Source organism: Proteus sp. G4415, from assembly GCF_963896075.1.
Classification (GTDB): Bacteria; Pseudomonadota; Gammaproteobacteria; order Enterobacterales; family Enterobacteriaceae; genus Proteus; species Proteus mirabilis.
Genome location: NZ_CAWQOK010000112.1, coordinates 1 through 6,412 on the forward strand (window position 1 = coordinate 1; position 6,412 = coordinate 6,412).

Here is a 6,412-nt window from a genome sequence, read left to right on the forward strand (position 1 = left end):
TATTAGATTGTTTTATAATCAATATAGTGTTTGTTATTTTATTATTTGATTTTATTTGTGTTTTAATGAGAGGGGAGATGGCTTCTATATATTAAGTAATCTTATTACTATCATTATTTATTTCTGCTTTTTTTTGTTTTTTATTTTTGTGTTTCTGCTTTTTTTTGCTTTTAATAAATAACATATGATTGTAATCACAATCCCATAACAACTAATAAATTAAAGTTGTTGCCATAGAGGTAACATTAAATGAAAGCAGAGCGTCATAAAAAAATTGTTAATCTGATCAAAGGTCATGGTGCAGTAAAAGTTTCTGTTTTAGCAAAAGAGCTTAGTGTTACCAAAGAAACGATACGATCAGATTTAAATACATTGGCTGAGAAAGGAATAATTAAAAGATGCCATGGTGGGGCCTTTATTGAATTTGAAACATTAGACAAAGTTGCCAAAAAAGAAATCATACAATTTTTAGAATGTAATGATCAAATTGATAAAATTAATTTAGCGGGGCAGCCGGCAGTAAATAAAGTATGTGTATTAGGTTCATTTAATGTTGATATGATTAGTTATTTGCCCAGACTGCCAGAAACCGGGGAATCTTTATTGGCGAATAAATTTATCTTCTCACCAGGAGGTAAAGGATGTAATCAAGCATTAGCGGCAAGTTATGCTGATGCACAGGTGCATTTTATCACCAAAATCGGTACCGATCAGTTTAGTGATTATGCAGTAAATTTTATATCGTCATCAAGAATAAAAACATCAACGATATATCAAACTGAAAATCATCAAACTGGAACAGCATCAATCTTTGTGTCAGAAGAGAGTGGTGAAAATATTATTTCTATTTATTCAGGGGCTAATATGGATATTTCTTCTGATGAGGTAAAAATACAAAAAGATAAAATTATAGATGCCGATATAATTTTATTGCAATTAGAAACTAATATTGAAGCATTAAAGGAAATTATTTCAATCGGAAATGAAAATAATATTCCCATTATTTTAAATCCTGCACCTTACAATAAAATTATTGATAAGCTATTGCCAATGTTAGATATATTAACACCTAATGAAACAGAAGCCAGCTTATTATCAGGTATTGAAGTTGTTGATTTAGTATCTGCTAAAAATGCAGCCAATGCTATTTATCAAAAAGGTGTTAATAAAGTTGTCATTACTTTAGGTAGTAAAGGTTCATTAGCTTATGACGGTTATAAATATATTTACTCACCAGCTTATCCTGCGGTGGTAAAAAATACAGCGGGCGCTGGTGATGCTTTTAATGGTGCACTAGCAGCCTCACTAGCAAAAGGAAAGCAGTTTTCTTACGCGTTACGCTATGCATCAGCTTTTGCATCACTAGCTGTTGAGACGAGTAATGCTTCAGAAATGCCTGAAGATATTAATGTCATGCATCGCATCAATCAAACAACATATTCACAGATTGTCACTCAATCCCCTGAATAAATAATCTTTTTGAAAGAGGAAAAAAAATGAAAATCTTATTTATTGGTGAGTCATGGCACATTCATATGATCCACTCAAAAGGCTACGACAGTTTCACTTCTAGTAAATATGAGGAAGGTGCCACTTTTTTATTAAATTGTTTAAGGGAAAAAGGGGTAGCAGTTGATTATATGCCTGCACATACCGTTCAGGTTGCATTTCCTCAGACTGATGAAGAATTAGCAAAATATGATGTCATCGTGATCAGTGATATTGGTGCTAATACTTTCCTCTTGCAAAACGATACTTTCTACAACATGAAAGTACTTCCAAATGCATTAGGGCTAATTAAACAGTTTGTTGCTAATGGTGGTGGCTTATTAATGATTGGCGGCTATCTATCATTTATGGGTATTGAAGCGAAAGCAAACTATAAAAATACCTTATTGGCACAAGTGTTACCTGTTGAAATGTTAGAGGGTGACGATCGTGTGGAAGCCCCAGAAGGAGTATTCGCAACTCCAGTTAATGCAGAGCATGCCACGATAAAAGGTTTTAGTGAATGGCCGATGTTCCTTGGTTATAACAAAGTGTTCGCTAAACATAACACTGAAACGGTTTTGAATATTGGCGAAGATCCACTACTGGTGTTTGGTCAATTTGAAAAAGGAAAAACAGCTTGTTTTATGAGTGACTGTTCACCGCATTGGGGGAGCAAAGAGTTTTTAGCATGGCCACATTATGCTGATATGTGGGTCAATATTCTAAAGCAAATCGCACGTTAGTTCTTAATAACAATAGCAGTAAGAAAAGTAAAAAAGCGCGGAGATACACTCTGCGCTAATAACAAAATAACCGATTACTTGAAAAATAAAAAAGAAATCACTCATAGTCAATAATCCAAAAGGAACATCTTATGAGTACAAAAAATTTATCAACACCCTTGCTGATGGTAGCAACTGTGTTAGCAGGGATGCTATCACCAATGCAGTCTGCGGTGAATGGGCAACTGGGACATGTATTAAAAGACGGTAATGCTAGTGCAGTTATCTCTTTTGCCAGTGGTTTAGTGGTCATGTTTTTTATCATTATGTCCAAAAAACAATATCGTCAGCAATTTGCTTCTATTCCGACATTAATTAAAACACGTAAAATTCCATTATGGAACTGGTTTGCTGGCCTCTGTGGCGCAATGGTGGTTTTTTCTGAAGGAGCATCAGCCAGTGCATTAGGAATAGCTACATTCCAAACAGCATTAATTTCAGCACTGTTATTATCAGGTTTATTATGTGACCGCTTTGGTATAGGTGTGGATGAGAAGAAATACTTCACCCCATATCGTGTATTAGGTGCCGTATTAGCTGTTGTTGCTACTCTTTTTGTCGTTTCTCCACAGTGGCATTCAACCTCTTTTATTTACTTAGCTATTCTACCTTTTTTAGCGGGTTTATTAGCGGGATGGCAACCAGCAGGTAATTCAAAAGTGGCTGAAGCAACAGGTTCGATGATGGTTTCTATTACTTGGAACTTTATTGTTGGATTTACTGTTTTAACGATTGCGTTAGTAGTACGTATGGCATTAGGGCATATAACACTGGAGCTTCCTGCTACATGGTGGATGTATTTAGGTGGGCCTTTAGGGTTAATGTCTATTGCATTAATGGCTATTTTAGTACGAGGCTTAGGGTTACTGATGTTAGGTGTTGCATCAACTGCGGGCCAATTACTGGGTTCGGTATTAATTGACCTATTATTACCTTCGTTAGGGAATACTGTTTATTTAGTCACAATCATCGGTACGTTATTTGCTTTAGTCGGAGCCATTGTTACTACCATTCCTGAGTTTAAAGCGACTAAATCAGTAAAAAGAGCAGGGGCATAATCATGAAAGGTTATATTCAAACGGTAACGGGTCCGGTTAAAAAAGCGGATATGGGGCTGACACTACCTCACGAACATTTATTTAATGATTTATCTGGCGTTGTTGATGAACCTTTTTATGAATTCTCACACGTTTTAGTAGATAAAAAAGTCAGTGCAGATATTCAGTGGGGACTAAAATACGATCCATATTGTTGTTGCGATAATATGGATAAAAAACCCATTGAAGACGTTATTTTTGAATTAAATAATTTTAAAGAGCTTGGGGGCAAAACGATTGTTGATGCTACAGGTTCATCGTCAATTGGTCGTGATATTAGAAAATTAAAACAAGTTGCAGAATTAACGGGGATTAATGTCGTTGCTTCTTCCGGCCTTTATATTGAGAAATTTGAAGGAAAACGCCTAGCTGATGATATTGATGCGATGGCAAAAATGATCGATGATGAATTAAATATCGGCATTGACGGTACAGATATTCGTGCTGGTATGATTGGCGAAATTGGTGTATCTCCTTTCTTTACAGATGGTGAAAAAAATAGTTTACGTGCCGCTGCACTGGCTCAAAATAATAACCCTTATGCCTCAATGAATATTCATATGCCAGGTTGGCAACGCCGTGGTGATGAAGTATTAGATATTCTTTTAACAGAAATGGGGTGTGATCCAGCCAAAATATCGTTAGCCCATTCAGATCCTTCTGGTAAAGATATCGATTATCAATGCAAAATGCTTGATCGAGGTGTTTGGCTTGAATTTGACATGATAGGTCTTGATATTTCTTTCCCTAAAGAAGGCGCGGCACCCAGTGTGATGGATACGGTTGAAGCTGTCGCAACCTTAATAGAAAGAGGTTATGGTAACCAAATTGTATTAAGTCATGATGTGTTTTTAAAACAGATGTGGGCAAAAAATGGCGGAAATGGTTGGGGTTTTGTGCCTAACGTTTTTCTTTCATTATTAGCACAGCGTGGCATTGATAAGGCGATAATAGATAAGCTGTGTATTGATAATCCAGCTAATTTATTAGCATGAATTAATTATAACTATAAATACCCCTTGAATACATTTTGCGACACGTAAGCCCGTGTCGCTTTTTTAGTTGTTATTCTCGTGTTAGCGTAAATGATAATTTTCGATATAACGTAATGAGTGTGTGGAGCCATTAATCACTAACGAGTGTGTACGCAAATAATCGCTTTGTTCAGTGACACCGGATAATAGGTCACCGGCAGTAATTGCGGTTGCTGCAAACATAACATCCTGATGGCGCACCAATATTTCAAGTGGCAATGTAATATTAACATCAGTTCCCATGTTATGGCATCGAGAGATTTCTTGTGCTGCAATTTCTCTATTTGTTGCATTATTACCTTTAGCAATATCGCGGGTAATAAGGCGTGCTTGCATATCACCACCTAAAGCTTTAGCAATAGCGGCACTAATTACACCTTCTGGCGCACCACCAATCCCGTACATAACATCAATAGGATTATTAGGCATTGTGGCATATAAAGAAGCAAGCACATCGCCATCCGGCAAAGTGATGACATTAATACCTCTATTACGCAAATCAATGATAATATCGTGATGGCGCGGTTTATCTAAAATCGCTAGTGTTAACTGGCTTAATGATTTATTTAATGTTTGTGCAATAGCATCAAGGTTATATTCAAGGCAATGGTTAAGGTCGATCACACCTGCTGCTTTTTTACCGACAACCAGTTTTTCCATGTACATATCGGGTGCTTGTAAAAAACTACCTTCAAAACCTGCAGCTAAAATAGCCAAAGAATTATTTTCACCGGTAGCGACCATGCGAGTTCCATCGATAGGATCAACGGCAATTTCTATTTTTTCACCTTGGCCGTTGCCTACTGGTTCGCCAATATAGAGCATAGGTGCTTCATCAATTTCACCTTCACCAATAACAATTTGGCCATTGATATTAAGGCTATTAAGGCGCTCTCGCATGGCGGCAACTGCGGCAGCATCTGCCGCATTTTTATCTTGTTTACCTACCCATGGCATAGCCGCAATAGCAGCGGCTTCTGTGACTGATGCGATAGAATTAGTTAATTCATCATTTAATTTCATAGGGTTAATATACTTTGCAAGGTCTGTTATATTGAATAGTAGCCTTTGATGATACCCTTTTTTCAAATTTAAGTGTTAGGCTTAAATCAATTGTTTTCGCCTTCTTTTACGCTTAAAAACAAATAGGAAAAATAAAGGTTTATCGTATATTTGATAATACTATTATAACGATATTTTGTTATTAATAAGTAGTTTTTTCGTTATAACTGATTAATTAACAAAGATAATTAGAAATAATAGCACAGTCTGCATACTGAACGCATTTCTTCTATAATAGATAAATAAATGTCAATGATTAGCAAATGGATGGAAAATAATGAATGTAATTGATGCAGTAAAAAACCGTCGTGCAACAAAACAGTTTGATGCTGATTTCAAAATACCACAAGAAGAGAAAAAAGCCTTACTTGAAGATGCGTTACAATATACGCCAAGTGCATTTAATCTGCAGCATTGGCGTCTTTTGGTTGTTGATGATGTTAAGCAACGTCAAGCATTAAGAAAAGTGGGTTGGGATCAGCCTCAAATAACAGACTCTGCTATGCTGATTGTTTTATGTGCAGATCTCAATGTTTGGGAGAGTGAAGTTAAAACAATTTGGCAAGATGCTAACCCTGAAGTCAGAGATATTATGTGCAGTGCTGTTGATAGTTATTATCGTAATAAACCACAAGTACAACGGGATGAGATTATGCGTAGTGCGGGTTTGTTTGCTCAAACACTGATGTTATTAGCACAAGAGCGCGGTTTTGATTCTTGTCCTATGGATGGGTTTGATTTTGCCGAGGTAGCAAAAACAATTAACTTGCCTGATCACTATGCTATCTGTTTAATGATTGCCATTGGTAAAGGTAAAGGAAAACCTTTTCCACGATTAGGTAAATTATCTTTTGATAAAGCGGTGACATTTGATCATTTTTAAAGTACTAAAGTGCTTCTTATATTTTATATAGGAAGTACTTTATTCCTATAATTAATTATTATT

General features: G+C 36.0%; 6 protein-coding genes. 5 read left to right on the forward strand and 1 reads right to left on the reverse strand.

Features of this window, described 5'->3' with window-relative positions:
• The first annotated feature begins 249 nt into the window (after positions 1-249).
• From AACU95_RS12920 to AACU95_RS12935, 4 genes are all read left to right on the forward strand, one after another.
• Entirely contained in the window at positions 250-1,470 is a 1,221-nt protein-coding gene (locus AACU95_RS12920; RefSeq protein ID WP_020945784.1) for a PfkB family carbohydrate kinase, read from the forward strand.
• Positions 1,471-1,496: 26 nt separating this feature from the next.
• Positions 1,497-2,234, forward strand: coding sequence for a glutamine amidotransferase (locus tag AACU95_RS12925; protein ID WP_004243294.1), 738 nt, complete (start codon positions 1,497-1,499; stop codon positions 2,232-2,234).
• Positions 2,235-2,365: 131 nt separating this feature from the next.
• Positions 2,366-3,331 carry a DMT family transporter gene (locus AACU95_RS12930; RefSeq protein WP_004243293.1) on the forward strand — a complete coding sequence of 322 codons (966 nt, stop codon included), beginning with the start codon at positions 2,366-2,368 and terminating at the stop codon, positions 3,329-3,331.
• Between the two features lie 2 nt (positions 3,332-3,333).
• A complete protein-coding gene (locus tag AACU95_RS12935) occupies positions 3,334-4,365 on the forward strand; it encodes a methylphosphonate esterase (protein ID WP_004250910.1) in 1,032 nt (343 codons plus the stop codon).
• 81 nt (positions 4,366-4,446) lie between these two features.
• Here the strand turns inward: AACU95_RS12935 and glpX are convergent, their stop codons facing one another.
• Positions 4,447-5,427 carry a class II fructose-bisphosphatase gene (gene glpX / locus AACU95_RS12940; RefSeq protein ID WP_004248255.1) on the reverse strand — a complete coding sequence of 327 codons (981 nt, stop codon included), beginning with the start codon at positions 5,425-5,427 and terminating at the stop codon, positions 4,447-4,449.
• A 316-nt stretch (positions 5,428-5,743) separates the two neighbouring features.
• Between glpX and AACU95_RS12945 the strand changes: the two genes are divergently transcribed.
• Positions 5,744-6,349 (forward strand): nitroreductase family protein, encoded by a 606-nt coding sequence (locus AACU95_RS12945; RefSeq protein WP_004243288.1) that lies wholly within the window; start codon positions 5,744-5,746, stop codon positions 6,347-6,349.
• Positions 6,350-6,412 lie beyond the last annotated feature (63 nt).

Bases quoted from the DNA above. Each gene is read 5' to 3' on its own strand.
- AACU95_RS12920 (WP_020945784.1), top strand. From the start codon at position 250: ATGAAAGCAGAGCGTCATAAAAAAATTGTTAATCTGATCAAAGGTCAT.
- AACU95_RS12925 (WP_004243294.1), top strand. From the start codon at position 1,497: ATGAAAATCTTATTTATTGGTGAGTCATGGCACATTCATATGATCCAC.
- AACU95_RS12930 (WP_004243293.1), top strand. From the start codon at position 2,366: ATGAGTACAAAAAATTTATCAACACCCTTGCTGATGGTAGCAACTGTG.
- AACU95_RS12935 (WP_004250910.1), top strand. From the start codon at position 3,334: ATGAAAGGTTATATTCAAACGGTAACGGGTCCGGTTAAAAAAGCGGAT.
- glpX (WP_004248255.1), bottom strand. From the start codon at position 5,427: ATGAAATTAAATGATGAATTAACTAATTCTATCGCATCAGTCACAGAA.
- AACU95_RS12945 (WP_004243288.1), top strand. From the start codon at position 5,744: ATGAATGTAATTGATGCAGTAAAAAACCGTCGTGCAACAAAACAGTTT.